Genomic DNA, 26,057 nt, shown 5'->3' with positions numbered 1-26,057 from the left:
CCTTACGTCCGGGGCTCCTCGTCCGCGCGCCGCTCGGACCCGCTCACCGGCTTCCCGGGTCCCGGCCGGTCCAGGACGGCATCCTGCTCGGGCGCGGCCGGAAGCACGCGGCCGTTCCGCGGGCCGGCGGCGCCGTCCGGGGCCATGCCGGGAGCGGGGCCCGGGGCGGGAGCACGGACGGTCACCTTCCCCGCGGTGAGGTCTATCGGCCCCCGGTTCGGATCGCCGATGCCGAGATCCACCCGGCTCAGCTCCAGCCGCCTCTGCTCGTCGGAGACGTGCTTGCGCCCCGGGGCGAAAAGCTCCTCGAAGAAATTGAACACCGGCCGTGCTCCCTCCCGCATGCCGCGCGGGCGGAGGGCTAGCCCACTTCCACCTGGAGGATCCTGTCGTCCCCGGGCTTCCGCGTACCCCGTCCGTCCGTGTTGCTGGTGACCAGCCACAGGCGGTCGCTCCCCGCACTCACCACAGTGCGCAGGCGGCCGTGCTTCTCCTCCAGGAACGACTGGGGGTCGGCATAAGGTTCCTCCGCCTTCTCGCCGGACAGCGGAATGCGCCAGAGCCGCTCGCCGCGCAGCCCGGCCATCCAGATCGAGCCCTCCGCGTACGCGATCCCGCTGGGGGAGGCCTCGGAGGTCTTCCACTGCGCCACCGGGTCGATGAACCCGTCCCCGCCCTCCCGGCCCTCGGCCTCGGGCCAGCCGTAGTTCCCGCCGGGCTCGATCAGATTCAGCTCGTCCCAGGTGTTCTGGCCGAACTCGGCGGCCCACAGCCGCTTCTCCGCGTCCCAGGCGAGCCCCTGCACATTGCGGTGCCCGTACGAATACACTACCGAGTCCGCCTCCGGATTGCCGTGCACCGGCTCCCCGTCCGGGGTCATCCGCAGGATCTTCCCCGCCAGCGACTCCTTGTCCTGGGCCAGCCCGGTGTCCCCGGTCTCGCCGGTGCCCGCGTACAGCATCTTGTCCGGGCCGAAGGCGATCCGGCCCCCGTTGTGGACGCTGCCCTTGGGGATGCCCCGCAGGATGGTGTCCGGGGCCCCCAGCTGCTGTCCCGCCGGACGCTTCTCGTCGTAACTCATGCGGACGATCCGGTTGTCGGACGTGGTGGTGAAGTAGGCGTACACCAACTGGTCCGCGCCGAACGTGGACGAGACGGCGAGCCCGAGCAGCCCGCCCTCGCCCGCCGGGGAGACCCCGGGCACCGAGCCCAGCAGCGTCTGCTCCCCGCTCTCGCCGTCGATCCGGTGGACCGTGCCCTCGTCGCGCGAGGAGACCAGCAGGTCACCGCCCGGCAGCGCGGCCAGGCCCCAGGGCGACTTCAGGCCCTCGGTCAGCGTCGAGACCACCTTCGCCGAGCCCTTCGCCGGCGGCAGACCGGCCGACCGGCTCGGGGAGGCCGGGGGAGCGGAGCCCCCCGAGGCGCTCGGGGAGCCGGCGGGCTGCCCGGACGGGCCCCCGTCCCCATCGCCGGAACACCCGGCGGTCAGCAACAGCGCGGCCGACGCCAGCACGGCCACCACCCCCCTGCGCATCGCCGGGGACTGCACAGGTCCGAACAGAGCACCACGCACGGAACCGATCCTTTCGACGGTTGCCCGACTACCTGCTCCTACACCTTGTTCCTACACCGTGGCCGGCCCAGGAGTTCCCGATGCGCCCATTCTCCCGCCGGGCGCCGGACGGCGCCCCTTCCCCCCCCCCGACCACCCCCCGACCACCGCTCCCGTGACGCTCAGTCCCACGACTCGCGGGCGGCGGGGAGGCCGTCGATCTCCGCCAGGTCCCGGTCGTCCAGGACCACCCGCGCGGCCCCGGCGTTCTCCACCGCCCACTGCTCCCGCTTCGCCCCCGGCACCGGCACCACATGCGGCCCCTGGCGCAGTACCCACGCCAGCGCCACCTGGGCCACGGTCGCCCCGCGCCGCTCCGCAACCCGCCGCAGACCGGCCACCACCGGCTGGTTCGCCGCCATCACCTCCGCCGTGAACCGCGGATGCCTGGCCCGCAGATCCTCCGGCTCGAACCCCTGGCCCGGCTTCAGCGTCCCGGTCAGATAGCCGCTGCCCAGCGGCATCGCGGCCAGCAGCCCGACCCCGCGCGCCACACACCACGGCAGCAGCTCCGCCAGCGCCTCGCGCGACCACACCGACAGCTCCGCCTCGACGGCGCTCACCGGGAAGACCTGCTGGATCCGCTCCAACTGCCGGATCGTTCCCTCATGCGGTCCCGCACCCGACCGGCGCGGGGCCCGCGCCCCCACCGCGCACAGCCCGAGCGAGCGCACCTTGCCCGCGGTCACCAGCTCCGCCATCGCACCCCAGGTCTCCTCCACCGGCACCTCGGGGTCGGCACGGTGCAGCTGGTACAGGTCGATCACATCCGTCTGGAGCCGCCGCAGCGAGGCGTCACAGGCCCGCCGGACATACCCCGGCCGGCCGTTGGCGACGATGTGCTGATCGCCCACCAGCAGCCCGCACTTGGTGGAGACGAACGCCTCCCGGCGGCGACCCTTCAGCGCCCGCCCCACCAGCAGCTCGTTGGTGAACGGTCCGTACATGTCCGCGGTGTCGAGCAGCCGGACGCCCGCGTCCAGCGCCGCGTGCACCGTCCGCACCGAACGGTCTCCGAGCCGCTGCGACGCGCTGTAACCCCAGCTCATCGGCATACAGCCGAGACCGACCGCCCCCACGGCAAGCCCCGCCGCCCCGATAGTCCTGCTCTCCAACTCCCCGAACCCTTTCCTGGACGAGCCCTTCCGCCCTCCCGTCCGCCGCGGTCCACGGGCGGCTCTTCCGGAGACGGCGCGAGAGCACGGTCCCGGACCCGGACTCTCACGCCCGCCCGATCCACGACGCAGGTCCCTGTCGGGGGAGTTCGGTGAGTGATTGACGGAAGCGTTTGGGCGATGTGACGATACGCCGATGCCCGGCCTACCCGCACGGATGGCTGCTCGCGGTGGTGACCGCACCGCCGGCGCATCCCTGGAGCGCTCGCACATCTGTCGCATAGCCTCCTGACCATGACTGCGACGACTCACGACGTGTGGCTGCCCTACCCGGCCGACGAGATCGACGGCCTGCCCGAGGGCCTCAACTATCTCTTCTGGGACGGTGAACCGGACTACCCGGGGGACCCGGCCGACTGTGCCTACTACGTCGTTCCCTACCTGAAGGGTCCCGAGGTCGCGGTGCGCCCGTTCGCCTCGATGAGCGCCGTCCGGGTGGTGCAGACGCTCTCCGCGGGCATCGACCACGTGGAGCCGGGCCTCGGACTGCTTCCCGCCGGCGTACGCCTCTGCAACGCCAAGGGAGTGCACGAGGCGTCCACCGCCGAGCTGACGCTCGCCCTGATCCTCGCGTCCCTGCGCGGGCTCCCCGCCTTCGTCCACGGTCAGGACAAGGAGGAGTGGCGGTCCGGCTTCTACCCGGCGCTCGCCGACAAGTCCGTCCTCATCGTGGGGTACGGATCCATCGGCTCGGCCATCGAGGACCGGCTCGCCCCCTTCGAGTGCGCGCGGGTGGCGCGCGTCGCGCGCTCCGCACGGACCACCGCACGCGGTCCCGTACAGGCGCTCGACGATCTGCCCGCCCTGCTGCCCGAGGCCGACGTCGTGATCCTCTCCACCCCGCTGAACCCGTCCACACAGGGGCTGGTGGGCGCCGACTTCCTCGCCGCGATGCCTGACGGAGCCCTCCTCGTCAACGTCGCCCGAGGCCCGGTCGTCGACACCAAGGCCCTGCTGTCCGAACTCGCATCCGGACGGCTGCGGGCCGCACTCGATGTGACCGACCCGGAACCCCTGCCCGAGGGCCATCCTCTCTGGCATGCTCCGAATGTCTTGATCACGCCTCATGTGGGCGGCAGCACCTCGGCGTTCGAACCGCGTGCCAAGCGGCTGCTGGCCGCACAGCTCACCCGGTTCGCCGCCGGAGAGCCGGTGCGCAACGTCGTGACCACCACCGGCTGACCCCGCCGTAGCGGCCACGCTACGGCGCGGTCCGGATGCACGCAGTGCCGCTCACCTCGCACTTCGTCACGGAGCGTAGAGAATCTATGGCCCTGAGTGACGGATCTGGTGTATCGTCCGGTCCGGGGGGCTGCGCCGTGGAAGGGACGGCGCGGGGGGAGCACCGGAACGCGAGGGGGCGACGGGCGATGTGCTGGCCATGGAGAGACGATCCGACGCGGACGGGCGGACGGTTGCGGCCGCCCGCGCCGATGGAGCACAGCACCCGCCGATGGCCGGATTCCTGCCCCGGACCGGCCACGCCGAAGCCGCGGCCGGGCCGGAGCGAGCGGTGCCGGCGAACCCCCGCGAAGAGCCGCGCGCCTCGGCGCCGAGTACCTCCGTGCCCGGCTCCTCCGTGCCGTGCGCCGGGGTGCCAGGCGCCGGGGAGCACGTGCCCGGTGGGCCCGGGGCGGGGAGCCCTCCGGTGAGCGCGCTGGGGGCCCTGCTCGCCCCGCGGTCCGCCACCGGCACCACGGGGCTGCGGTCCCGGATCCTGCTCGGCGTCGTCTGCGCCGGATATTCGGTGGGCGCCGCCCTCGGCTGGGGCTCGCCGCGGGTCGCCGTCATCATGGGGGACTTCGGTCTCGCCGCGGCGGCCCTCATCGCCGCTGTCTCCTGTTTCCTCTACGCGCGAGCGGTCAGGGGCCGGCTGCGCCCCGCCTGGCTGCTGTTCTCGCTCTCCTCCGCCATGGCGGCCTGCGGAAACGCCGTCTGGGGCTGGTACGAGGTGATCCTCGGCGTCGCCGTGCCCACCCCCTCCCTCGCCGACGTCTTCTTCCTCTGCTTCGCGCCGCCCGCCATCGTCGGACTGCTCGTGCTCGCCAAACGGCCCGTCACCCGCGCGGGCTGGGTGTGCCTGGCCCTGGACGCGTGGCTGATCGGCGGCTCCCTGCTGACGCTCGCCTGGAGCCTCGCCCTCGCGCACACCACGCACCTGGCGGGGGCCCAGGACACCAGCGTCGCGCCTGCGGCCCTCTCGCTGGCCTATCCGCTGCTCGACATCGTGCTCGTCTCGATGGTGCTCGCCCTGCACTTCCGCCGGGCCGGTGTGAACCGCTCCGCGGTCAACACCGCCATCGCCGCCCTGGCGCTCACCGTGCTGAGCGACGCCGTGTTCACCTCGCCGCTGCTGCGCTCCACCTACCACTCGGGCCAACTCCTCGACGCCGGCTGGTTCGCCGGGTCGCTGCTCCTCGCCTACGCCCCCTGGGGCGCCCGCCCGGGCGCCCGGCCGTCCGCCCGCCCCGGGCCCCCGCGGGCCATCGCCAGCCGCCCGATCGCCGGCTCGCTGGCCGCCCTGACCCCGTATCTCGCCGCCGCCGTCTGCACCCTGGGCATCCTGTACAACGTGGTCGACGGCCGCCGGGTGGACCGCGTCGTCATCTTCACCGGCTGCACCGTCGTCCTGGCACTGGTCGTCCGGCAGGGCATCATGCTCCTCGACAACATCTCCCTCACCCAGGAGCTGGCCCAGAAGGAGAACCACTTCCGCTCCCTGGTGCAGGGCTCCAGCGACGTCATCATGATCGCCGCGCCCAACGGCACCCTGCGCTACGTCAGCCCCGCCGCCGCCGGGGTCTACGGGCGCGAGGCGGAGGGCCTCGTCGGCTCCGAGCTGTCCTCGATCATCCACCCCGAGGATCTCGGCCGGTTCGTCCACGAGGTGCGGCGCTTCCTGGCCGCACCGCCGCACGAGGAGCCCACCACCCGTATCGAGTGCCGCTTCCGCTCGGGCACGGGCGACTGGCTCCACGTCGAGTCCACCGTCAACCGCCACCAGGGCGGCCTCCTCCTCAACAGCCGGGACGTCACCGAACGGGTCAGGCTCCAGGCCCAGTTGCAGCACAACGCCGAGCACGACCCGCTCACCGACCTGCCCAACCGGGCCCTGTTCACCGCCCGGGTCCGCCAGGCGCTCGGCGGCCGCCGCTCGGGCGACCCCGGCACCGCCGTCCTCTTCATCGACCTCGACGGCTTCAAGGCGGTCAACGACACCATCGGCCACCAGGCGGGCGACGAACTGCTCGTCCAGGCCGGCCGCCGCCTCCAGGACTCCGTCCGGGCCGGCGACACCGCGGCCCGGCTCGGCGGCGACGAGTTCGCCGCGCTCATCATGGGCGACGGCACCCGCGACCAGGGCGCCCGGGAATACCAGGTCCACGAGATCGCCGACCGGCTGCGCCTCACCCTCTCCCAGCCTTACCGGATCGGCCCCAGCGAGGTCAGGGTGGCCGCCTCCATCGGCGTGGCCTTCGCCGAGCCCGCCATCAGCCCCACCGACCTCATGCGCAACGCGGACCTCGCGATGTACCGCGCCAAGGCCGGCGGCAAGGACCGGGTCGAGCTGTACGCCCCGCAGATGCAGGCCGACGTCGTACGCCGCTCCGAGCTGGCCACCCGGCTGCGCACCGCCCTGCGCGAGGGCGAGTTCGCCCTGCTCCACCAGCCCGTCGTCCATCTCGCCAGCGGGTCCGTCGCCGCCGTCGCCGCCCAGGCCCGCTGGCGTTCCGCCCAGGGCATCCTGTTCACCCCGGCCGAGTTCCTCCGGGTCTCCGGCGACGACGACCGCACCGCCGAGCTCGGCCGCTGGCTCCTGGAGGAGGCGGTGGCCCAGGCCGCCGACCGGGCCAGGGCCGGGCACCCCGTCGCCGTCTCCGTCCGGCTCTCCGCCGCCCGGCTGCTGGAGGCGGCCTCGCCCCCCGGCTCCATCGAGGCGCTGCTGACCCGCCACGGCCTGCCCTCGGGCGCCCTGATGATCGAGGTCGCCGACAGTGACCCGCGCGTCTCGTTCGACGCCCTGGAGCAGCGCCTCGTGGCCCTGCGCCGCCTCGGCGTACGGATCGCGCTCGACGGCTTCGGCAGCGGTTTCGCGGCGATCAACGCGCTGCGCCGGCTCCCCATCGACGTGCTGAAGCTCGACCGGAACCTGGTCGAGGGGGTGGTCGAATCGGCCAGGCTGCACAAGATCACCAGCGGTCTCCTGCGGATCGCCTGCGACCTCGGTCTCCAGTCCGTCGCCGACGGCGTCGACGTCCCCGAGCAGGTCCTCGCCCTGCGCGCCATGGGGTGCACCCACGGCCAGGGGATGGCCTTCTCCGGCCCGCTCGACGAGTACCGGCTGCGACGCGCCCTGGTCCGCGGGGAGTTCCCCGTACCGGGCATCCCGAGCCCCCGGCCGGTGATGGCGGGCGGCTCGATCCCGCTGCTCACCGGATCACATGCTGAGACGCCCGTCCCACCTACTTGACACGTCATGCGTGCCGGAGAGAGGGTCAATGCCATGCGCACCCGAATTCTCGTACTTGGAAAGCGCGTCGGCTGAAGCGGAGTCACTCCACGACACTCTGCGACCGCACCCGGCGCGCTCCCCTCGCTTGCCTCACGGCACGAGGGGTTTTTTGTTGCACTGACACCTCTCAAATCGCTGCAAAACACCCGCGAAAACCCTCAGCTTCGAGAAGAGAATGCCGATGACCGAGCAGGCCACCGGGGCCCACCACCCGCAGCCGCGCGCCCGTAACGGCGGACAGCCGTCCGTCACCGTTGAGCACGTCACGGGCGCGCAGTCCCTCATCCGTTCTCTCGAGGAAGTCGGCGCCGACACGGTATTCGGCATTCCCGGCGGCGCGATCCTCCCCGCCTACGACCCGATGATGGACTCCACCCGCGTCCGTCACGTCCTGGTCCGCCACGAGCAGGGCGCCGGCCACGCCGCCACCGGGTACGCGCAGGCCACCGGCAAGGTCGGCGTCTGCATGGCCACCTCGGGCCCCGGCGCCACCAACCTGGTCACCCCGATCGCCGACGCCCACATGGACTCCGTGCCGCTCGTCGCGATCACCGGCCAGGTCGCCGCCAAGGCGATCGGCACCGACGCCTTCCAGGAAGCCGACATCTGCGGCATCACGATGCCGATCACCAAGCACAACTTCCTGGTCACCAAGGCCGAGGACATCCCGCACACCATCGCCGAGGCCTTCCACATCGCCTCCACCGGCCGCCCCGGACCGGTCCTCGTCGACATCGCCAAGGACGCCCTCCAGGCGAAGACCACCTTCAGCTGGCCGCCCACCCAGGACCTGCCCGGCTACCGCCCGGTGACCAAGCCGCACGCCAAGCAGATCCGCGAGGCCGCGAAGCTGATCACCCAGGCCAAGCGCCCCGTGCTGTACGTCGGCGGCGGCGTCATGAAGGCCGGCGCCACCGCCGAGCTGAAGGTCCTCGCGGAGCTGACCGGAGCGCCCGTCACCACCACCCTGATGGCGCTCGGATCCTTCCCCGACAGCCACCCGCTGCACGTGGGAATGCCGGGCATGCACGGCGCGGTCACCGCCGTCACCGCGCTGCAGAAGGCCGACCTGATCGTCGCCCTCGGAGCCCGCTTCGACGACCGCGTCACCGGCAAGCTGGACAGCTTCGCCCCGTACGCCAAGATCGTCCACGCCGACATCGACCCGGCCGAGATCGGCAAGAACCGCATTGCGGACGTGCCCATCGTCGGCGATGCCCGCGAGGTCCTGGCCGACCTGGTCCAGGCCGTCCAGGCCGAGCACACCGAGGGCCACATCGGCGAGGCCGCCCGAACGGGATACGCGGCCTGGTGGAAGGACCTCAACCGCTGGCGCGAGACCTACCCGCTCGGCTACGACCTGCCCGAGGACGGCAGCCTCTCCCCGCAGCAGGTCATCCAGCGCATCGGCAAGCTCGCCCCCGAGGGCACGATCTTCGCGGCGGGCGTCGGCCAGCACCAGATGTGGGCCTCCCACTTCATCGACTACGAGCAGCCCGCCACCTGGCTCAACAGCGGCGGCGCCGGAACGATGGGGTACGCGGTCCCGGCCGCCATGGGCGCGAAGGCCGGCATGCCCGACCGCACGGTCTGGGCCATCGACGGCGACGGCTGCTTCCAGATGACCAACCAGGAACTGACCACCTGCGCGCTCAACAACATCCCGATCAAGGTCGCCGTCATCAACAACGGCGCGCTCGGGATGGTCCGCCAGTGGCAGACCCTCTTCTACAACCAGCGCTACTCCAACACCGTGCTGCACTCCGGCGCGGACACGGACGGCGTCCCGGCCAAGGGCACCCGCGTCCCGGACTTCGTCAAGCTGTCCGAGGCCATGGGCTGCTACGCCATCCGCTGCGAGGACCCGGCCGACCTGGACAAGGTCATCGAAGAGGCCAACTCCATCAACGACCGCCCCGTCGTGATCGACTTCATCGTCCACGAGGACGCCATGGTCTGGCCGATGGTCGCGGCGGGCACCTCCAACGACGAGGTCCAGGCCGCCCGCGGCGTCCGCCCCGACTTCGGCGACAACGAAGACGACTGAGAGACAGAGAGAGACCGACTCCATGTCCGAAAAGCACACGCTCTCCGTCCTGGTCGAGAACAAGCCCGGTGTCCTCGCCCGGATCACCGCCCTGTTCTCCCGACGCGGCTTCAACATCGACTCGCTCGCGGTCGGTACCACCGAGCACCCCGACATCTCCCGCATCACCATCGTCGTGAATGTCGAGGGCCTGCCCCTGGAACAGGTCACCAAGCAGCTCAACAAGCTGGTCAACGTCCTGAAGATCGTCGAACTCGAGCCCGCCGCCGCGATCCAGCGGGAGCTCGTCCTGGTGAAGGTCCGCGCCGACAGCGAGACCCGCTCCCAGATCGTCGAGATCGTCCAGCTGTTCCGCGCCAAGACCGTCGACGTCTCACCGGAGGCCGTCACGATCGAGGCGACCGGAGGGGCCGACAAGCTGGAGGCGATGCTCAAGATGCTGGAGCAGTACGGCATCAAGGAGCTCGTCCAGTCCGGCACCATCGCCATAGGGCGCGGCGCGCGCTCGATCACCGACCGGTCCCTGCGCGCCCTCGACCGCTCCGCCTGACCGGCGGCGGGCCGCGCGCCCGCGCCGCTCGCATGGCGAGACCCGATCACATACACGACGCCCCCGCCGTACGGTGGGACGTAACACCTGCACACCAAGGAGAAGACCCAGTGGCCGAGCTGTTCTACGACGACGATGCCGACCTGTCCATCATCCAGGGCCGCAAGGTCGCGGTTCTCGGATACGGCAGCCAGGGCCACGCCCACGCGCTGTCGCTCCGTGACTCCGGCGTCGACGTCCGCGTCGGTCTGCACGAGGGCTCGAAGTCCAAGGCCAAGGCCGAGGAGCAGGGCCTGCGCGTGGTGACCCCGGCCGAGGCCGCCGCCGAGGCCGACGTCATCATGATCCTCGTCCCGGACCCGATCCAGGCCCAGGTCTACGAGGAGTCCGTCAAGGACAACCTCAAGGACGGCGACGCGCTGTTCTTCGGCCACGGCCTGAACATCCGCTTCGGCTTCATCAAGCCGCCGGCCGGCGTCGACGTCTGCATGGTCGCCCCCAAGGGACCCGGCCACCTGGTCCGCCGTCAGTACGAGGAGGGCCGCGGCGTCCCCTGCATCGTGGCGGTCGAGCAGGACGCTTCGGGCAAGGGCCTGGAGCTCGCCCTCTCGTACGCCAAGGGCATCGGCGGCACCCGCGCCGGCGTCATCAAGACGACCTTCACCGAGGAGACCGAGACCGACCTGTTCGGTGAGCAGGCCGTCCTCTGCGGTGGCACCGCCGCCCTGGTCAAGGCCGGTTTCGAGACGCTGACCGAGGCCGGTTACCAGCCCGAGATCGCGTACTTCGAGTGCCTGCACGAGCTGAAGCTCATCGTCGACCTCATGTACGAGGGCGGCCTGGACAAGATGCGCTGGTCCATCTCGGAGACCGCCGAGTGGGGCGACTACGTCACCGGCCCGCGCATCATCACGGCCGACACCAAGGCCGAGATGAAGAAGGTCCTCACCGAGATCCAGGACGGCACCTTCGCCAAGGCCTGGATGGCGGAGTACCACAACGGTCTGCCCAAGTACAACGAGTACAAGAAGGCCGACAGCGACCACCTGCTGGAGACCACGGGCCGTGAGCTGCGCAAGCTCATGAGCTGGGTGAACGACGAAGAGGCCTAGGCCTTTTCGGGAGCGGGGCGGGTCCTCGACGGACCCGCCCCGCTCCGCGGTAACCGGAGAAGCCGCTCCGTACGGGGGTACCGGAGGGGCAGTTCCGTACGGGTGTACACCACGTCCACCCTCGTGCGGGTGATCCTTCCACCGGGGCGCAGTACGAGGCGCGTCGCATGACTACACTTCTCAACAGATACACGCGTCAGGGCCCACAGTGTCGTGCGTCTTCCACGCGGCTAGCCCCTCCACCGCCTGCGGCCGTCGGGACGGCCGTCCGCACTGGACTTGTGAGGACTCACGTGAGCTCGAAACCTGTCGTACTCATCGCTGAAGAGCTGTCGCCCGCCACGGTCGACGCCCTGGGTCCGGATTTCGAGATCCGGCACTGCAACGGCGCGGACCGCGCCGAGCTTCTCCCCGCGATCGTCGACGTCGACGCCATCCTGGTGCGCTCCGCCACCAAGGTCGACGCCGAGGCCATCGCCGCCGCCAAGAAGCTCCGGGTCGTGGCCCGCGCCGGCGTCGGCCTGGACAACGTCGACGTCTCCTCGGCCACCAAGGCCGGCGTGATGGTCGTCAACGCCCCGACCTCCAACATCGTCACCGCGGCCGAGCTGGCCTGTGGTCTGCTGGTGGCCACCGCGCGCAACATCCCGCAGGCCAACAGCGCGCTCAAGAACGGTGAGTGGAAGCGCTCCAAGTACACCGGTGTCGAGCTCAGCGAGAAGGTCCTCGGCGTCGTCGGCCTCGGCCGCATCGGCGTCCTGGTGGCCCAGCGCATGTCGGCCTTCGGCATGAAGATCGTCGCCTACGACCCCTACGTCCAGCCGGCCCGCGCCGCGCAGATGGGCGTCAAGCTCCTCAGCCTGGACGAGCTGCTGGAGGTCGCCGACTTCATCACGGTGCACCTGCCCAAGACCCCCGAGACCCTCGGTCTCATCGGTGACGAGGCGCTGCACAAGGTGAAGCCCTCGGTCCGCATCGTCAACGCCGCGCGCGGCGGGATCGTCGACGAGGAGGCCCTGGCCTCCGCGCTGAAGGAGGGCCGCGTCGCGGGCGCCGGCCTCGATGTGTACGCGAAGGAGCCCTGCACGGACTCCCCGCTGTTCCAGTTCGACCAGGTCGTCTGCACCCCGCACCTCGGCGCCTCCACCGACGAGGCGCAGGAGAAGGCGGGCATCGCGGTCGCCAAGTCCGTCCGCCTCGCCCTGGCCGGCGAGCTGGTCCCGGACGCGGTCAACGTCCAGGGCGGCGTCATCGCCGAGGACGTACGCCCCGGCCTGCCGCTCGCCGAGAAGCTCGGCCGGATCTTCACCGCGCTCGCGGGCGAGGTCGCGGCCCGGCTCGACGTCGAGGTGTACGGCGAGATCACCCAGCACGACGTCAAGGTGCTGGAGCTCTCCGCCCTCAAGGGCGTCTTCGAGGACGTCGTCGACGAGACCGTCAGCTACGTCAACGCCCCCCTGTTCGCGCAGGAGCGCGGTGTAGAGGTCCGCCTCACCACCAGCTCCGAGTCGCCCGACCACCGCAACGTGGTCACCGTGCGCGGCACCCTCTCCGACGGCCAGGAGGTCGCGGTCTCCGGCACGCTGGCCGGCCCGAAGAACCTCCAGAAGATCGTCGCCATCGGTGAGCACGACGTCGATCTGGCGCTCGCCGACCACATGGTCGTCCTGCGCTACCAGGACCGTCCCGGCGTGGTGGGCGCGGTCGGCAAGATCCTCGGCGAGGCCGGGCTGAACATCGCGGGCATGCAGGTGTCCCGGGCCGCCGTGGGCGGCGAGGCGCTCGTCGTCCTCACCGTCGACGACACCGTCCCGCAGCCGGTGCTGACCGAGATCGCCGAGGAGATCGGCGCCTCCTCGGCCCGCTCGGTGAACCTCACCGACTGACGCAGGCGCTCAATCGCACGACCCCGCTCCGTACCCGGTAGCAGGCCCGCTCGTCCCGTACGAGCGGCCCCGCTGCCGGGTACGTTGCTTATCCGTGTCCCGGTCAACCCCGCGAGGTGGGCCCGGGGTTGGGTCCTGGGGCCCACGACGTGAGCGGGTCCTCGCCCCTAGGGTGACCGGTTGTCATGTCACTCATGGGCGCCGGGGGTCGGATCACGTATGTCTGCTGTCGGTGGCATACCCGTAGCGGGAGGCCCGGCTCCGGCCGTCGCCCCGCGGCGTGAACTTCCGCGCCCGCTCGTCCTGGTCCGCGTGCTGCTCCTCGTGCTGTTCGGGGCGACGCTGCTGGGGGCGATCGGCCTGTCCGGCTCGGCCCTCGCCGCGGACGCGATGGGCGCCGAGGTGCTCGGCATCCTGCTGTACGCCTCCGCGCCCGGGGTGCTCGCGGCGCTGCTGGCCCGGCACGTACGGACCGGCGGCACACGGGTGCGGTGGGGCATCGTCGCCGTACAGGTGTGGCTGATCCTCGGGGGCCTCGCCAACCTCGGGGACGGGTCGCCGGACGGGCTGACCCAGCTGGTCCTGCCGATCCTGATCACCGTCCTGATCAGCCGCGCGGGGAGCCGGGCGTGGTTCCGGCTGCCGTCCGGCGAACGGGGGCAGCCGCCGAAATTCTCGCTCCCGCACATGATCACCTGGAAGCGGGACCGGGGGCAGACCGCCCTGGAGTACCTGGGCCTGGTCCTGATCGTCGTCGCGCTGATCGGGGCCCTGACCGTGGGCGGCCTCGGCGGCCGGATCACCGAGGGCCTCCAGTCCGCGATCTGCTCGCTGACCGGCAGCTCCTGCCCGGTCTCCCCGGGCAGCGGCTCCGTCGAGGCGGGGGACCGCCCGGGCGGCGGTACGGGCGGGGGTACGGACGGGGCAGCTGACGGTGGCGCGGACGGGGGAACCGACGGCGGTACGGACGAGGGAGCCGACGGCGGTTCGACGACCACGGGCGGCGTCACCGGAGGATCCACGGAGGGGGCCACCGGTGGTGAGGGCACCGGCGGTACCGGAGGCACCGGCTCCACCGGAGGCACCGAGGGCTCGGGCGGATCCGAGGGCTCGGGCGGGCCCGAAGGCTCGACCACGACCGGCGGCGGCACCGGCGGCCCCGACGACACCGGCCGCCCCGGCACCGGCGAGGACACCTTCCCCGAGGACGACGAGGAGCCCGAGGCCGCCCACGACGTACAGGCGTCCGACGACGGTGAGGGCGAGGGCGAGGAAGGGGGCGAGCAGGCCGAGGAGCAGGAGGACTGCGGCGGCTGGGGTTTCTTCGGCTGCGCCTGGGACCGTACGACGCAGGTCGTCAAGGGCCTCGTGGTCGACGGGCTCTGGGGCGACATCACCGGGATCATCGACCTGTTCAAGCCGGAGACCTGGTCGGGCCTGGCCGACTACGGCAAGCAGCTCGGCGACCAGTGGACGAAGGACTCCGCGGGCGCCGGCGACAAGTGGGCGGACGGCGACTACCTGGGCGCGCTCCTGGACTGGGGCAGGGCGTCCGTCGGCACGGTGGTCACGGTCGGCGACGACGTGTTCGTCGGGGACGAGGTCCGCGAGCGCTGGAACAACGGTGAGAAGACCCGGGCCGTCACCGACGTGATCTGGAACATCGGCTCGATCTTCATCCCCGGCTACAACGTCGGGAAGGTCGTCGGCAAGGTCGGCAAACTCGGTGCGCTGGGCAAGGTCGCCGGAGCCGTGGCGAGGGCCGCTGACGATGCGGGGGCGGCGGCCCGCAGGGCCCGCAAGGCGGCCGAGGCCGGCGACCTCGACGGCGTGCGAAAGGCGGCGAAGGAGGCCGACGACGCGGCGGACACCGCCGAGGACGCGGCCCGCCGGACCGGCTGCGCCATCGCCTCGGGCCCGCCGCGCGTGCGGTACGGCGGGGGCGGGGCCACCGGAGTCCCCGGCTCGGGCACCGGCGTGCTGGCGGGCGGCTCCCCGGACCGGATCGTCGCCGCGAACGGCGGGTGCGACGAGGCCGCCAAGGCGGCCGCCGCCCAGGCGCGAGCAGCCGAGCGGGCCGCCCACCTGGAGCGGAAGAGGCTGGAGGAGCCCGAGAGGGCACGCAAGGCCGAGGTGGACAAGAAGAAGTACCCGCAGGCGCAGCGCAACGACACCTCCGACCCGCGCAACTACAACCCGCCGTCCTGGGCCGACGACCTGGAGGACCGTACGCTCGGGGACGCCGACGCGGGCGACGGCTACTGGGCGAGCCGGGACCGCAACCCCGCGCCCAACTGGAAGAACGAGTCCTGGCTGCGCTACCAGGAGCAGGTGACCGGTACCAACCGGGGCCAGGAGTACGTCGTGCCGCATCCCCGGGAGGGCAAGCCGGCGGTGGAGTACGACGGCTGGGACTCCTCCCGGCAGACGTTCCTGGAGGCCAAGAACGGCTACGGCAGCTATCTGTCCACGTCCGGCAGCGGCGCTCTCACCCCCTCGGGCAAGGACAAGTTCGTCACCGAGGCGCGCGCCCAGGTGGAGGCGTCCGGCGGCCGGAGCGTGGAGTGGCACTTCTCCGACCCGGAGGTGGCCAAGGCCGCCCGCAGGGCCTTCCGGGACGAAGGGCTGCCGGTCAAGGTGGTCCACAGCCCGACGAAGCCCAACGACAGCACCAGGAAGCCGGGGGCGTTCGACGAGTAGGCCGCGCCGGGACGCATGCCGTCCTCGTCCTGGGGGCGCCTTGTAGCCTGCACGCGTGGTGATCCCGGCCGCCGTCCGGCCGGGGGACCGTGCGCTGTGGCCGGGCCGACGGAGGAGAGATGAGCATGCGACGTGTAGTGCGGGGCTTCTGGGGTCCCCGGCCGGAGCCGGCCGAGGCGCTTGCCGAACGGTGGCTGCGGACCCTCGACGGGTTCGCCGAGCTGGTCCCGCAGGCGGCCGACGCCTGGAGTCAGGTCCATGGGAACGGCCCCGCCACCGCGTTCACCCCCGACGGGGACGCCCTGCTCGACGCGGTCCGCACCGCCCAGAGCGCGGCCGACTGGTCGGACCTCACCGGCACCGGGCTGCGGCTCGTCGGCACCGGGGCGCGCGGCTGGGAGGCCGAGGTCAGCGGACTGGCCGGCGGGGCGCCGGAGTTCCTGCTCCAGTCGCTCGCGATCATCCTGCACGCCCCGGACGAGGCCGTGGTCCCCGAGGAGGCGCTCCTGTCGCTCGTCGCCCGGGTGTGGGAGCCGGACTTCGGCGACGTGAGCGACGACGACGTGCTGGACGCGCTGGAGGACGACGCCGGCTACTCCGTCGGCGACCCGGTCGTCGGCCGGACCGGCTATCTCTCCCCGGCCCGCGCCGCCCTCGTCCCCGAAGACCTGGGGGTCGTCCGTGAACCCCAGCCCGGCGGCGGGGAGTTGCTGAGCATCGCGGCCCCGGGCGACAGTGCGGGCGTGGTGCGGGTGTACCGGCGGCTGCTCGAGGCGGGGGCGTTGGCGCCGCTGCCCCGCCCGATGGACCGGGCGGCCCTGTGAGCTCCCGGGCGGGCGAGGAGTTCGACGCGGAGCGCGCGGCGGCGGAGGTGGCCGGGCTCCTCGCCGCCCCCGTACCGGCGACCGGCCCCACCGCCGCCGAGAGCGACCCGGCCACCGACGAGTGGACGGTCACCGTCGGGGAGGGCTTCCGGATCGTGCCGCTCTGGGAGGGGCACTCACTCACCGGTGTGTACGCCCCCGAGTGGAACGAAGCCGTGGAGGCCGCCGAGGGCCATCTGGCCTTGCTGGCACGGATGTTGGACGACCACTGGGGCCCGCACCGGCCGGTGCGGCTGCACGTGGCGCTGCTGCGGTGGGAGGCCGGGGCGCCCGTGGAGCCTCTGTTCGAGGCGCTGTTCACCGCAGACCTGTACGGAGACCTGGTGGTCTGGGGGCCTCTCGCCCCCGACGGCCGGTGGATCGCCCTGACCGTGGGGCACAGCGACGGCGACGCGCCCCTGGTGCTGGCCGCCCTGGTCAGCGACCGTCCGATCACCGAACCGGACGACGAGGACAGCCCGTTGTGAGGACCGGCCGGAACACGCCCGAGGCGTCCGGGCCCGCCGGCGGGGTCCTCCGGCACGGGCGGTCCTGTGATGGAGTGGGCCCATGAAGCTGCTTCCCCTGTTCCTCCGACGGCCGATCGAAGCGGTGTACGAGCGTCGGCTCGCCGCCACCCTGGTGGGCCTGCCGCGCCCCCAGCACGTCGGGATCATGGTCGACGGCAACCGGCGCTGGGCCCGGAAGGCCGGGCACACGGACGTCCGGGAGGGCTACCGGGCGGGCGGCGCCAAGGTCACCACGTTCCTGGGCTGGTGCACGGCCGCCGGGATCGAGCACGTGACCCTCTTCATGCTCTCCGACGACAACCTGGGCCGCCCCGCCGAAGAGCTCGGCCCGCTGATCGAGGTCATCGAGGAGACCGTCCGGGACATCACCGCCGAGGGCCGCGACTGGGAGGTCCGGGCGATCGGCTCGCTCGACATGCTGCCCGGCGCCAGCGCCCGGGTGTTCAAGGAGGCCACCGCCGCCACGGCCGGGCGCGGCGGCCTCAAGGTGGACGTGGCGGTCGGCTACGGCGGCCGGCGGGAGATCGTCGACGCCGTGAAGAGCGCCTTCGAGGAGCACATCGCGGCCGGCGGCGACCCGGCCGAACTGGTCGCCCGGTTCGGGATCGACGACATCTCCCGGCACCTCTACTCGCCCGTCGCCGACCACACGGACTTCATCATCCGCACCTCCGGGGAGCAGCGGCTGTCCGGCTTCCTGCTCTGGCAGTCCGCCTACGCCGAGATGCACTGGGTGGACTGCTACTGGCCGGCCTTCCGGCACGTGGACTTCCTGCGCGCGCTGCGCTCGTACGCGAACCGGGAACGCCGCTTCGGCAAGTGACGGGCCCGCCGGGCGCCCCCTACAGCCGGGCCCGCTTCACCGCCATGTGCAGCAGGAGCCGGTCCTCGCCGTCGTTCAGGTCGAGGCCGGTGATCTGCTGGATCCGGGAGAGCCGGTAGTAGAGCGTCTGGCGGTGGATGCCCAGCGCGGCGGCCGTCCGGCCCGCCTGGCCCGCGCAGTCCAGGAACACCTCGGCGGTGTGCGCCAGCTCCCGGTGCGGCGAGGTCAGCAGCGGGGCGACCGCCGGGTCCCCGGGGGTGTCGCCGGTGCCCGGGAGGGCGGTCAGCAGACGGTACGGGCCGATCGCCGACCACCGGGCGACCGGGCCGAGGCGGCTCTCGGCCCGTGCCGCGCGGGCCGCCGCCGTGGCCTCGCGCCAGGAGACCGGCAGCTCGTCCAGGCCCCGGCGCGGCGTGGCGATCCCCCCGGTGGCGGCCGGGCCGGCATCGGTGCGCAACCGGTCCGCGGCGCTCAGGGCCGGGTCGAGGCGGTCCGGCGCGCGCAGCCGGACGAGCGCGGCCAGCGACAGTGGCCCGGCTCCCCCCGGCGCGGCGACCGTCGCCAGGGCGGCCGCCGAGCCCACCCCCCGTACCGAGGGCGTGTCGTCCGCCCACGGGGTCACGCAGACCACCGTGTGCAGCCCCGCCGCGTCCGGCCCCAGGGCCTCGCCCAGCGCGGCGACGGCGGTGTCGCGCTGCCGGCCGGGGCCCGCCGTGAGCACCGCGCCGAACTCCCGCGACAGGTCGGCGCCCGCCCGCGCCTCGTCGGAGAGCAGCGCCCCGATCCGGGCGGCGACCTCCATCGCGGCGGTCAACTGCTCGTCGGTCGGGCCGGGGTCGGCGTCGAGGAGCCAGACGTAACCGAGGACGACGCCCCGATGGCGTACGGGAAGGCAGACGCGGTCCCGGAACACCCCGGCCTCGGGGGCGGCGGGGATCCGGACGGGCCCGGTCGCCCGGGTGATGCCGAACCCCTCGAACCAGGCGCGCACGGCGGGCGTGGAGCGCCGGGTCAGGATCGACCGGGTGCGGACCGGGTCCATCGCGGAGTCGTCGTCGCTGTCGTGGGCTCCGAAGGCGACCAGGCCGAAATCCCGGTTCTCCAGGGTGGCCGGGGCGTCGAGGAGGGCCGAGATCTCGTCGACCAGTTCCTGGTAATCGCCTGTCACTCCGCCATTCTGCACCCCTTCGCACCTTTCTTCAGACAGATGTCTGAGATGGCGGCCACGGATGCGTGACAGGTGTCGATGGCACAGGATCGGAGCGGTCCCTAGATTTCACGGTGGTTATCCGTGCCGTACCGGTCCGTTCACGTTCGTACCGTTACGGCTCTTCGTCCGTACATTCGTGGAGGTGCCCCGTGCTGGGTCCCGTGATTCTCGCCGCATCGCGCAGCGACAAGATGCGCCGGTTCGTCTCGGCCGCGCCCGGCACCAAGCAGGTCGTCGACCGCTTCATCGCCGGGGAGACCGTCGACCAGGTCGTGCCCATCGTGGAGGACGCCGCGGACAAGGGCCTGGAGGTCACGCTCGACGTCGTCGGCGAGGACATCACCACCCCCGCGCAGGCCGAGGCCGCCCGTGACGCGTACCTGGAGCTCGTCGAGCGTCTGAAGGACCTCGGCCTGGGCACCCGCGCCGAGATGTCCGTGAAGCTGTCCATGTTCGGCCAAGCGCTGGAAGGCGGCCACGAGCTGGCCCTCGCCAACGTGCGCCCGGTCGTCGAGGCGGCGGCCGCCATCGGCACCACGGTCACCCTGGACGCCGAGGACCACACCACCCTCGACTCGATGTTCGCCATCCACGAGGAGCTGCGGAAGGACTTCCCGGAGACCGGCTGCGTCATCCAGTCCTACCTGTTCCGCACCGAGGACGACGCCCGCAGGCTCTCCGCCGCGGGCAGCCGGGTACGCATCGTGAAGGGCGCCTACAAGGAGCCCGCCTCCGTCGCGTACCAGGACAAGGCCGAGATCGACAAGGCGTACGTCCGCATCACCCGGATCCTGATGGAGGGCGAGGGCTACCCGATGATCGGGTCCCACGATCCCCGTCTCATCGCCATCGCCCAGGAGCTGGGCCGCCAGGCCGGGCGCAAACTGGATGAGTACGAGTTCCAGATGCTGTACGGCATCCGCAGCGACGAGCACGTCCGGCTCGCGGCCGAGGGCCACCGGATGCGCGTCTACACGGCGTACGGCACCGACTGGTACGGATACTTCATGCGCCGCCTCGCGGAGAAGCCGGCCAACCTGCTGTTCTTCGGCCGCTCGATCCTCACCAAGGGCTGAGCGCCCGGCCCCGACCCGGGGCTGAACCGGCCACGGCCGACACACCCATCCCCGCCGACACCAAAGGAGACAAGGCAACCATGGACGCCGTCACCCAGGTCCCCGCGCCGGTCAACGAGCCGGTTCACTCCTATGCCCCGGGCTCCCCGGAGCGCGCCCGCCTCGAGCTGAAGCTCAAGGAGCTCGCCGAGAACCCGATCGACCTGCCGATGACCATCGGCGGCGAGAAGCGGATGGGCGGCGGCGAGCGTGTGAACGTCGTACAGCCGCACAACCACCAGGCCGTCATCGGCACCTTCGCCGGCGCCACCGAGCAGGACGCCCAGGACGCCATCGACGCGGCCCTGGCCGCCGCTCCGGCCTGGCGCGCGATGGCCTTCGACGACCGCGCGGCGATCATCCTGCGCGCCGCGGAGCTGCTGGCCGGCCCCTGGCGCGAGACGCTGGCCGCCTCCACCATGCTCGGTCAGTCCAAGACCGCCCAGCAGGCCGAGATCGACACCCCCTGCGAGCTCATCGACTTCTGGCGCTTCAACGTGCACTACGCGCGCCAGATCCTCGCCGAGCAGCCCCCGGCGAACTCCCCGGGCGTGTGGAACCGCATGGACCACCGCCCGCTGGAGGGCTTCGTCTACGCGATCACCCCGTTCAACTTCACGGCCATCGCGGGCAACCTCCCCACCGCCCCCGCCCTCATGGGCAACGTCGTGGTGTGGAAGCCGTCCCCGACCCAGACCCACGCCGCCGTGCTGCTGATGCAGCTCCTGGAGGAGGCCGGGCTGCCCAAGGGCGTCATCAACCTGGTCACCGGCGACGGCATCGCCGTCTCCGAGGTGGCGCTGAACCACCGCGACCTGGCCGGCATCCACTTCACCGGCTCGACCCCCACCTTCCAGCACCTGTGGAAGACGGTCGGCAACAACATCGCCAAGTACCGCACCTACCCGCGGCTCGTCGGCGAGACCGGCGGCAAGGACTTCGTCGTCGCGCACCCCAGCGCCGACCGCGCCATTCTGAAGACCGCGCTGACCCGCGGCTCCTTCGAGTTCCAGGGCCAGAAGTGCTCGGCCTCCTCGCGGGCGTACGTCCCGGCCTCCATCTGGAACTCCGGTTTCAAGGAGGAGTTCGCGGCCGAGGTCGACTCGATCACGATGGGTGACGTCACCGACCTGACGAACTTCATCGGAGCCGTCATCGACGAGCGCTCGTTCGCCAAGAACAAGGCCGCGATCGACCGCGCGAAGTCCGACCCGGCGTGCACCGTCGTCGCGGGCGGCACCTACGACGACTCGGTGGGCTACTTCGTCCGTCCGACCGTCATCGAGTGCTCCGACGCCGGGAGCGAGGTCTTCACGACCGAGTACTTCGGCCCGATCCTCGCGATCCACGTCTACGAGGACGAGAAGTACGACGCCATGCTGGAGCAGATGGAGTCGGTCTCCGACTACGCGCTGACCGGCTCGGTCATCTCGGGCGACCGCGCGGCGGCCGCGTACACGATGGACAAGCTCCGCTACGCCGCGGGCAACTTCTACATCAACGACAAGTCGACCGGCGCCGTCGTCGGCCAGCAGCCCTTCGGCGGCGGCCGTGCCTCCGGCACCTGCGACAAGGCGGGCGCCCCGCAGAACCTCCAGCGCTGGACCCTGACCCGGGCCATCAAGGAGACGCTGGTCCCGCCGACCGACTACACCTACCCCCACCAGGGCTGACGCCCTCCCGGGGCGCCGCAGCACGACGCCCCGGACCCGGGGTCTCCCGGCGACGGAAGACCCTCCAGAGCACCGCCCCCCGACCGGCCCCCCTGCCGGCCGGGGGGCGGTTTCCATGTGTCTCCTGTTATCGGGGCCGGGCCGGGCCGGTCCGGGCTTCTCCGCTGCTTCTCAGATCTCCACCAGCACCTGGTCCAGCGACTTGCGCACCAGGTCGGGGACCTCGCAGTCGTCGGCGGGATAGCCGACGGGGATCACGGCGAACGCCTTCTCGTTCTCGGGCCGGTTCAGGACCTCGCCGAGGAAGCGCATCGGGCTCGGGGTGTGGATCAGCGCGGCGAGTCCGGACAGGTGCAGCGCGGAGAGCAGCATGCCCACCGCGATCCCGACCGACTCGTCCCCGTAGTAGTGCTTGCGCTTCGTGCCGTCCTCACCCAGCCAGTAGCGCTGCTGGAACACCACGATCAGGGCGGGCGCGTCCGTCATATGGGCCTTCACCGCGTCCGTGCCCAGCGGGCGCAGCGCCGCGAGCCACTCCTCGCCGAGCCGCCCGTCGTAGCTCACCTTCTCCTCGTGCTCGGCGGCCTCCCGGATCCGGCGGCGGACCTCGGGGTCCTTGACCAGGGCGAAGGTCCACGGCTGCTGGTGCGCGCCGGAGGGGGCGGTGGCCGCGCACGCGATGGCGTCCCGCACCACCTGCTCGGGGACAGGGTCGGGGGAGAAGGCGCGGACGGTCCTGCGCTCGTCCATGCGTTCCCGCAGCCGGGCGGCGCGGGCGAGCGACTCCTCCGGGGCGATCCGCTCGGGGCGGTAGGGCGCGGGACGGTACGGATCGCCATGGATGGGCGACCACTGCCGGGGCGTGGGCGTCGAGTCGGACATGGCCGCAGTGTGCGCGGTGGGGGAGGCCCGGGGGAAGCGGGGCTTCGGACAGGCGCGGGACCGGTCCCGGTCAGTGTCCGCTGAGCGGGACCGGCTGTCCGCCTCCGGCGCCCCGGGCACGCGGTCTTGTGGGATAAGTAATGAGCATGTCAAATTTCTTCTCGGTACGTCCCCACACGTCACCCAGAAGGAGCTCCCCCCATGAGACGCAACTCCCGCGCGCGCCTCGGTGTTTCCCTGCTGCTCGTCGCCGGCGCCCTCGGACTCGGAGCCGCCCCCTCCACCGCCGCCGACGCCCCGGTGGCGCCCATCCCCTCGGCGATCCCCGCGCCGTCCGCGTACGCGCTCGACGCCGCCGTCGAACGGCAGCTCGGGGCCGCCGCCGCCGGCACCTACCTCGACGCGAAGACCGGGAACCTGGTCGTCACCGTCACCACCGACCGGGCGGAGGAGCAGGCCCGCGCCACCGGGGCCACCGTCCGCCGGGTGGCCCGCAGCGCCGCCCAGCTCGACGCCGCGATGGAGACCCTGGAGGCCGAGGCCAAGATCACCGGCACCTCCTGGGGCGTCGACCCGCGCACCAACCGGGTCGCCGTCGAGGCCGACTCCTCCGTCTCCGCACGGGACATGGCCCGTCTCGAAGCCGTCGCGGAACGGCTCGACGGCGCGGTCGACATCAAGCGCGTACCGGGCGTCTTCCACCGCGAGGTGCTGGGCGGCGGAGCGATCTACGGCGGCGGCAGCCGCTGCTCGGCGGCCTTCAACGTCACCAAGGGCGGGGCCCGCTACTTCGTGACCGCCGGACACTGCACCAACATCTCCGCCAACTGGTCGGCCGGCTCGGGCGGTTCGGTCGTCGGCGTCCGGGAGGGCACCAGCTTCCCGACCAACGACTACGGCATCGTCCGCTACACGAACGGCTCGTCGCCCGCCGGGACCGTCGACCTCTACAACGGCTCGACCCAGGACATCTCCTCCGCCGCCAACGCCGTCGTCGGCCAGGCGATCAGGAAGAGCGGATCCACCACGAAGGTGACCTCCGGCACGGTCACCGCCGTCAACGTCACCGTCAACTACGGCGACGGGCCCGTCTACAACATGGTCCGCACCACCGCCTGCTCCGCCGGCGGCGACAGCGGCGGCGCCCACTTCGCCGGATCCGTCGCCCTCGGCATCCACTCCGGCAGCTCCGGCTGCTCGGGCACCGCGGGCTCGGCCATCCACCAGCCGGTCACCGAGGCGCTCTCCGCGTACGGCGTGACGGTGTACTGAGCCGTCACCGTCACCGCTGGTGCCACGTCACCGCACCCGCACCGCCACCGCACCGGCACTGCCTCACCCCGCCCGCCCGGACCCCCGCGCACCCCGGTCCGGGCGGGCCCGTGCGTGGCGGCGGCGCAATTCGGTGTCGGGCGGGGGAGGGGCCCTGGCAGGCTGGGGCCATGGACCCGTCCCCCGCAGTGCGCGTCGCCCACACCTCCGAGCTCACCGCCTCCGAACTGGGCCGGATCCGCGCCCTGCTCGACACCGCCTTCGACGGCGACTTCGCCGACGAGGACTGGGAGCACTCCCTCGGGGGCGTCCACGCCCTGGTACGCGCCGGAGACGGCCTCCTGATCGCCCACGGCAGCGTCGTCCAGCGCCGTGTCCTGCACGCGGACCGTTCCTACCGCGCCGGATACGTCGAGGCCGTCGCCGTCCGCGCCGACCACCGCCGCGCGGGCCACGGCCACCGGGTGATGGCCGCCCTGGAACACGTCGTCGACACGGCCTACGACTTCGGGGCCCTGTCCGCCTCCGACGCCGGCGCGGCGCTCTACGCGGCGCGCGGCTGGCAGGTCTGGCCCGGCAGGCTCGGCGCCCTCGGCCCGGCCGGCCCCGTACCGCTGCCCGAGGAGGAGGGCACCACCTATGTCCGTCCCGCGGCCGGGCGTCCCCTGCCCGCGCCCGGCGACCCGCTCCACTTCGACTGGCGGGACGGCGACCTGCTGTGACGGACGGGGCGGGTCTCAGTCGGCGATCCGGATCAGCATCTTGCCGGTGTTCTCGCCCCGCAGCATCCCGAGGAACCCGTCCACCGTCCGCTCGAAACCGTCCACGACGGTGACGTCGGGCACGACCAGCCCACCGCGCAGACGCGGCACCACCAGCGCGTCCAACTCCGTCTGCGCGTCCGGGTGGTTGCGCACCAACACCCCTTCCAGGCGCAGGCTCTTCTCCACGATGTCGAAGAGGTTGCGCGGAGCGGCGGGCGGCTCGTGCGCGGAGTGGTACTGGGAGATGGCGCCGACCCAGGCGATCCGCCCATGTTCGCGGAGGGCCGAGATCGCGCCCTCCAGATGGTCCCCGCCGACGTTGTCGACATAGGCGTCGATGCCGTCCGGGGCCGCTTGCGCCAGCAGTTCGCCGACCGGGCCGTCGTGGTAGTCGAAGGCGGCGTCGAATCCGAGCTCCGCGGTCAGCCGGGCGACCTTCGCAGGTGTTCCCGCACTCCCGATCAGGCGTCCGGCGCCGAGCAGTCGCGCGATCCTCCCCACCGCGGTGCCGACGCCGCCCGCCGCCGCCGAAACGAAGAGGTCCTGACCGGCCCGGAACTCCAGCGTCCGGGTGAGTGCCACATAGGCCGTGAGCCCGGTGCCGCCGAGTATCGAGAGGTGGGCGGTGAGCGGGACCCCCTCGTACGCGGGCACCGGACGCGTTCCGCGTCCACCGGGTGTCACCAGGGCGTGGGTCCGCCAGCCCGCGCGGTGCAGGACGAGGTCGCCCTCCGCGATGCCGGGGGCCCGGGAGGCCGTCACCCGGCCGTGGGCACGGCCCTCCAACGGGTCCCCCCGCTCCCAGCCGCCGTCCATCTCCTCGCGGTGGTACGGGTCGACCGAGAGGTAGAGGTTCTCCACCACCGCCGTACCGGGAGCCGGTTCCGGATTGCCGCTTTCCGCAGCGCCGCCTTGCATCTGCTGCCACCGGTGCTGGCGCGGCTCACGGCCCGCCACCCCGGGATCGAGCCGGTGGTCCGGATGGTCCGCGAGGTGGGGCCGGGGCACGGCCGGCGAGGTGCTGGACGGCCGGGCGGACCTGGCCCTCGCGACGCTCGGGGCCGCCTCGCCGGTACCGCCGGGGCTGGTCGGCGGCGTACTGCTGGAGGAGGAGTACGCCTTGGTGCTCATGCCCGGTCTGTCCCTGTACGGAGCACCCGACGGAACGGAGATCACCGCTCTGGGACCTGACCGTCCCACCCGCCGGGTGGGCTATGTCACCACCCCTGAGCAGGCACGATCGCGCGTGGTGCAGGCGCTGATCCGGGAGCTGCGGGCGGAGCGCGCGAGGGCGGCCGTCTCAGATAGTAGGAAGTCCGAGTAACTGTGG

Annotated in this window: 20 protein-coding genes and 1 pseudogene; 15 read left to right on the top strand and 6 right to left on the bottom strand. The window is 72.2% G+C overall.

Going from position 1 to position 26,057, the window contains the following annotated elements:
* Positions 1-2: 2 nt before the first annotated feature.
* From N7925_RS08995 to N7925_RS08985, 3 genes are all read right to left on the bottom strand, one after another.
* On the bottom strand, positions 3-323 hold the full coding sequence (locus N7925_RS08995; protein ID WP_274343568.1) for a DUF6191 domain-containing protein: 321 nt from the start codon (positions 321-323) through the stop codon (positions 3-5).
* Between the two features lie 38 nt (positions 324-361).
* Positions 362-1,573 carry a PQQ-dependent sugar dehydrogenase gene (locus N7925_RS08990; RefSeq protein ID WP_274343567.1) on the bottom strand — a complete coding sequence of 404 codons (1,212 nt, stop codon included), beginning with the start codon at positions 1,571-1,573 and terminating at the stop codon, positions 362-364.
* Positions 1,574-1,734: 161 nt separating this feature from the next.
* Positions 1,735-2,691 carry an aldo/keto reductase gene (locus N7925_RS08985; protein WP_265603808.1) on the bottom strand — a complete coding sequence of 319 codons (957 nt, stop codon included), beginning with the start codon at positions 2,689-2,691 and terminating at the stop codon, positions 1,735-1,737.
* A 330-nt stretch (positions 2,692-3,021) separates the two neighbouring features.
* Here N7925_RS08985 and N7925_RS08980 point away from each other — a divergent pair, with 330 nt between their 5' ends.
* The 10 genes from N7925_RS08980 (at position 3,022) to N7925_RS08935 (ending at position 17,811) form a co-directional block, all read left to right on the top strand.
* Positions 3,022-3,969 carry a 2-hydroxyacid dehydrogenase gene (locus N7925_RS08980; protein WP_265599147.1) on the top strand — a complete coding sequence of 316 codons (948 nt, stop codon included), beginning with the start codon at positions 3,022-3,024 and terminating at the stop codon, positions 3,967-3,969.
* A gap of 466 nt (positions 3,970-4,435) precedes the next feature.
* A complete protein-coding gene (locus tag N7925_RS08975; RefSeq protein WP_274343566.1) occupies positions 4,436-7,258 on the top strand; it encodes a putative bifunctional diguanylate cyclase/phosphodiesterase in 2,823 nt (940 codons plus the stop codon).
* A gap of 217 nt (positions 7,259-7,475) precedes the next feature.
* Entirely contained in the window at positions 7,476-9,347 is a 1,872-nt protein-coding gene (locus N7925_RS08970; protein ID WP_274343565.1) for an acetolactate synthase large subunit, read from the top strand.
* 22 nt (positions 9,348-9,369) lie between these two features.
* On the top strand, positions 9,370-9,897 hold the full coding sequence (gene ilvN, locus N7925_RS08965; protein ID WP_003966072.1) for an acetolactate synthase small subunit: 528 nt from the start codon (positions 9,370-9,372) through the stop codon (positions 9,895-9,897).
* Positions 9,898-10,007: 110 nt separating this feature from the next.
* Positions 10,008-11,009 (top strand): ketol-acid reductoisomerase, encoded by a 1,002-nt coding sequence (gene ilvC / locus N7925_RS08960; RefSeq protein ID WP_265599145.1) that lies wholly within the window; start codon positions 10,008-10,010, stop codon positions 11,007-11,009.
* A gap of 293 nt (positions 11,010-11,302) precedes the next feature.
* Complete coding sequence (serA, locus tag N7925_RS08955; protein ID WP_265599144.1) at positions 11,303-12,895, top strand: phosphoglycerate dehydrogenase; 1,593 nt, start codon at positions 11,303-11,305, stop codon at positions 12,893-12,895.
* 219 nt (positions 12,896-13,114) lie between these two features.
* Entirely contained in the window at positions 13,115-15,595 is a 2,481-nt protein-coding gene (locus N7925_RS08950) for a Tox-REase-5 domain-containing protein (RefSeq protein ID WP_274343564.1), read from the top strand.
* 125 nt (positions 15,596-15,720) lie between these two features.
* The gene (locus N7925_RS08945; protein WP_274343563.1) at positions 15,721-16,419 is read left to right on the top strand and encodes a hypothetical protein; all 699 of its coding nucleotides are present in this window, start codon (positions 15,721-15,723) and stop codon (positions 16,417-16,419) included.
* A complete protein-coding gene (locus N7925_RS08940; RefSeq protein ID WP_274343562.1) occupies positions 16,416-16,946 on the top strand; it encodes a hypothetical protein in 531 nt (176 codons plus the stop codon). The genes N7925_RS08945 and N7925_RS08940 overlap by 4 nt, the downstream gene beginning before the upstream one ends.
* Before the next feature lie 82 nt (positions 16,947-17,028).
* Positions 17,029-17,811, top strand: a complete 783-nt coding sequence (locus N7925_RS08935; RefSeq protein WP_097872023.1) for an isoprenyl transferase — start codon at positions 17,029-17,031, stop codon at positions 17,809-17,811.
* A 19-nt stretch (positions 17,812-17,830) separates the two neighbouring features.
* Here N7925_RS08935 and N7925_RS08930 read toward each other — a convergent pair whose 3' ends face one another.
* Positions 17,831-18,979: a PucR family transcriptional regulator gene (locus tag N7925_RS08930; protein ID WP_274343561.1), complete on the bottom strand. Its 1,149-nt coding sequence runs from the start codon at positions 18,977-18,979 to the stop codon at positions 17,831-17,833.
* A 191-nt stretch (positions 18,980-19,170) separates the two neighbouring features.
* Between N7925_RS08930 and N7925_RS08925 the strand changes: the two genes are divergently transcribed.
* Entirely contained in the window at positions 19,171-20,097 is a 927-nt protein-coding gene (locus tag N7925_RS08925; protein WP_274343560.1) for a proline dehydrogenase family protein, read from the top strand.
* A gap of 80 nt (positions 20,098-20,177) precedes the next feature.
* Positions 20,178-21,809, top strand: a complete 1,632-nt coding sequence (pruA, locus tag N7925_RS08920; protein WP_274343559.1) for an L-glutamate gamma-semialdehyde dehydrogenase — start codon at positions 20,178-20,180, stop codon at positions 21,807-21,809.
* Between the two features lie 171 nt (positions 21,810-21,980).
* On the opposite strand, the gene N7925_RS08915 is transcribed toward pruA, so the two are convergent.
* A complete protein-coding gene (locus N7925_RS08915) occupies positions 21,981-22,691 on the bottom strand; it encodes a nitroreductase family protein (RefSeq protein WP_274343558.1) in 711 nt (236 codons plus the stop codon).
* 201 nt (positions 22,692-22,892) lie between these two features.
* Here N7925_RS08915 and N7925_RS08910 point away from each other — a divergent pair, with 201 nt between their 5' ends.
* Together N7925_RS08910 and N7925_RS08905 are read left to right on the top strand one after the other, a co-directional pair.
* The gene (locus tag N7925_RS08910) at positions 22,893-23,963 is read left to right on the top strand and encodes a S1 family peptidase (protein ID WP_265599135.1); all 1,071 of its coding nucleotides are present in this window, start codon (positions 22,893-22,895) and stop codon (positions 23,961-23,963) included.
* Between the two features lie 170 nt (positions 23,964-24,133).
* Positions 24,134-24,685 (top strand): GNAT family N-acetyltransferase, encoded by a 552-nt coding sequence (locus N7925_RS08905; protein ID WP_265599134.1) that lies wholly within the window; start codon positions 24,134-24,136, stop codon positions 24,683-24,685.
* 15 nt (positions 24,686-24,700) lie between these two features.
* Here N7925_RS08905 and N7925_RS08900 read toward each other — a convergent pair whose 3' ends face one another.
* Positions 24,701-25,684 carry an MDR family NADP-dependent oxidoreductase gene (locus N7925_RS08900; protein WP_274343557.1) on the bottom strand — a complete coding sequence of 328 codons (984 nt, stop codon included), beginning with the start codon at positions 25,682-25,684 and terminating at the stop codon, positions 24,701-24,703.
* On the opposite strand from N7925_RS08900, the pseudogene N7925_RS08895 reads away from it, so the two are divergent.
* Positions 25,613-26,051, top strand: a pseudogene (locus tag N7925_RS08895) (LysR family transcriptional regulator substrate-binding protein); the annotation flags it as partial. The gene N7925_RS08900 and the pseudogene N7925_RS08895 overlap by 72 nt on opposite strands.
* Positions 26,052-26,057: the final 6 nt, after the last annotated feature.

The organism is Streptomyces sp. CA-278952 (assembly GCF_028747205.1).
In the GTDB taxonomy this organism is placed as follows: Bacteria; Actinomycetota; Actinomycetes; order Streptomycetales; family Streptomycetaceae; genus Streptomyces.
This window is presented reverse-complemented; position numbering and strand designations above follow the sequence as displayed.

Coding starts and splice junctions, on each gene's coding strand:
- N7925_RS08980 (WP_265599147.1), top strand. CDS start 3,022: ATGACTGCGACGACTCACGACGTGTGGCTGCCCTACCCGGCCGACGAG.
- N7925_RS08970 (WP_274343565.1), top strand. CDS start 7,476: ATGCCGATGACCGAGCAGGCCACCGGGGCCCACCACCCGCAGCCGCGC.
- ilvN (WP_003966072.1), top strand. CDS start 9,370: ATGTCCGAAAAGCACACGCTCTCCGTCCTGGTCGAGAACAAGCCCGGT.
- N7925_RS08950 (WP_274343564.1), top strand. CDS start 13,115: ATGTCTGCTGTCGGTGGCATACCCGTAGCGGGAGGCCCGGCTCCGGCC.
- N7925_RS08945 (WP_274343563.1), top strand. CDS start 15,721: ATGCGACGTGTAGTGCGGGGCTTCTGGGGTCCCCGGCCGGAGCCGGCC.
- N7925_RS08935 (WP_097872023.1), top strand. CDS start 17,029: ATGAAGCTGCTTCCCCTGTTCCTCCGACGGCCGATCGAAGCGGTGTAC.
- pruA (WP_274343559.1), top strand. CDS start 20,178: ATGGACGCCGTCACCCAGGTCCCCGCGCCGGTCAACGAGCCGGTTCAC.
- N7925_RS08915 (WP_274343558.1), bottom strand. CDS start 22,691: ATGTCCGACTCGACGCCCACGCCCCGGCAGTGGTCGCCCATCCATGGC.
- N7925_RS08910 (WP_265599135.1), top strand. CDS start 22,893: ATGAGACGCAACTCCCGCGCGCGCCTCGGTGTTTCCCTGCTGCTCGTC.
- N7925_RS08905 (WP_265599134.1), top strand. CDS start 24,134: ATGGACCCGTCCCCCGCAGTGCGCGTCGCCCACACCTCCGAGCTCACC.